This is a genomic window from Streptomyces tricolor (genome assembly GCF_002155905.1).
Taxonomy (GTDB): Bacteria; Actinomycetota; Actinomycetes; order Streptomycetales; family Streptomycetaceae; genus Streptomyces; species Streptomyces tricolor.
Genome location: NZ_MUMF01001027.1, coordinates 1 through 1,831 on the forward strand (window position 1 = coordinate 1; position 1,831 = coordinate 1,831).

Below are 1,831 nucleotides of genomic sequence, written 5' to 3' on the forward strand. Positions count from 1 at the left end.
GCCGTACGCCGCCCCCCGCCCGGCCCCCCGGGCGGGGGCGCCGGGCGGGGCGCCGCAGTGCCCTCAACGGCCGCCGGGGTACGTCCCGCGGGTCAGGCCCACCGGATTCCCGGCCGGCATCAGTCCCGCCTCGTGGACGGCGTGGGCCAGCGGCTCCAGCAGCGCGGCCAGGCGCCCGGTCCGCTCGGCGCCCAGTGCGGTCCACGGCCCTTCGGCCGCGGCGTCGGTGAGCGCCTCGGCCTCCGTGCGCAGCGCCGCCCCGGCGGGCGTGAGCGAGCCGTCCTCCGCGAGCCGGCCGTCGGCGCGCAGCCGTGCCTCGGCCGCCGCCCATTCCTCCTGCGGCCACTTCCGGGACTCGCGCAGGAGAGCCGCGTCCGTCTCGCCGGCCGCCGCCTTGAGCACCATGGCCTCGACGGGACCGATCCCCAGGGCGACCAGCACCGCCACGTGGGAGTCGCCCCGGTGCTCGCGCAGGGTCGTCAGCGCCTGCCACAGGCGTGCGGTGGGCCGGTCCGGCCGTTCGAGCGCCTGGTTGGCAGCGGCCAGCACCCTGCCCGTGGTGTCCGCCGCCGCGGCGGTCTCCCAGGCGAGGTCAGCGGTCTGCGCGAACGCGGCGGAGCCGACGGTGTCCGCCCCGAACAGCCGGGTCATCGCCTCGTCCACCGCCTCCTGCCGGGCCGCCACCACGTCCGCCGGGGTGGCGTACGTCCAGGCGTCCGGCAGTGCCCGGGCCACCCGCGTCGGGTGGAAGACGTAGAAACAGCTCGTCACCACGGACGGGGGCACCGCGCCGAGCGGGGCGGCGCGCAGCGCGAAGTACCCCATCCAGAACCCGCGCATCCCGAGCCGCTGCGCCGCCCGCTGCGCCTCCGGCGCGAAGTACACGAGATCGTGCACCGGCTCGTACCGCTCCCACAGGAACCGGGCCATTCCGTCCGCCACTGCTTCCTCCCACCACGTCGGCCTGCCGTGCCGTGTCGGCACCAGCCTGCGTTATGACAGCTGTCATAACAAGGGGGTGGCGGTCGCGACGGGAGAGACGGCGGTCACGGCGGGAGGGCGAGGGGATTGGCCCGGACGAGGGGTCCCGGCCCCGGAGCACTGGGGCAGACGGGTGGCGTGGTGACCCGGCTGGGCGGCTCGGATGGTGGGAGCCGGGGGCCTCACTGACGGTGGTTCATGTCGAGGCCGGGTCCACCCAGCTGATGAGGTATCCGCTGCCCGGTCGCGACGGAAGGACATCACTATGCGCTCTGCCCGCATGCTCCTAGCGACGGCGGCTGCCACCGCCGCCCTGGCCTTCGCCACGCCCGGCGCCGCGTTCGCCGTGCCGGCCGAGCACGACGACGGCCGTGACGACTCCTCGTACAGCAAGGAGCACGACAGCGGCTCCGACCGCGAGGACAAGGGATCCGACAGCGACCACGACAAGAACTACGGCAACAAGCGCGACGGCGGAGGGGAACACGACGGCCCGCGCGGCGGAATGCACACGGGTGGCGGAGCGCTCGCCGCGGTGCGCAGCGACGAATGGGGCTCGGGCGACGACAGCCGGTTCGACCCCGAGAGCTACCGGGACAAGGGGGGCCGCGACAGCGGGGAGGAGAAGAGCGAGAAGGGTGACAAGGGTGACCGGGGCGAGAAGGGCGAGTGGGGTGGCGGGGGCGGCCACGACCGGCCGCGCGGTGGCATGCACACCGGAGGCGGCGGGCTCGCCACGCCCGGTGTCACCGCGAGCGGACTCGCCGTGCTGGGCGTAGGCGCCGCCGGCGCGTACGCGCTGCGCCGCAGGAAGGCCGCCGAGCCGGCGTCCTGACGGCCGGTACGGCCC

The 1,831-nt window shown here is 75.6% G+C and carries 2 protein-coding genes; one reads left to right on the forward strand and one right to left on the reverse strand.

The genetic code is table 11. The annotated features are described in order from the left end of the window. Positions 1-63 precede the first annotated feature (63 nt). Positions 64-942, reverse strand: coding sequence for an SCO6745 family protein (locus CCN44_RS47590; RefSeq protein WP_086704609.1), 879 nt, complete (start codon positions 940-942; stop codon positions 64-66). A gap of 304 nt (positions 943-1,246) precedes the next feature. Here CCN44_RS47590 and CCN44_RS42500 point away from each other — a divergent pair, with 304 nt between their 5' ends. Next, the gene (locus CCN44_RS42500; RefSeq protein ID WP_059247304.1) at positions 1,247-1,816 is read left to right on the forward strand and encodes a hypothetical protein; all 570 of its coding nucleotides are present in this window, start codon (positions 1,247-1,249) and stop codon (positions 1,814-1,816) included. Positions 1,817-1,831 lie beyond the last annotated feature (15 nt).

Bases quoted from the DNA above. Each gene is read 5' to 3' on its own strand.
- CCN44_RS42500 (WP_059247304.1), top strand. From the start codon at position 1,247: ATGCGCTCTGCCCGCATGCTCCTAGCGACGGCGGCTGCCACCGCCGCC.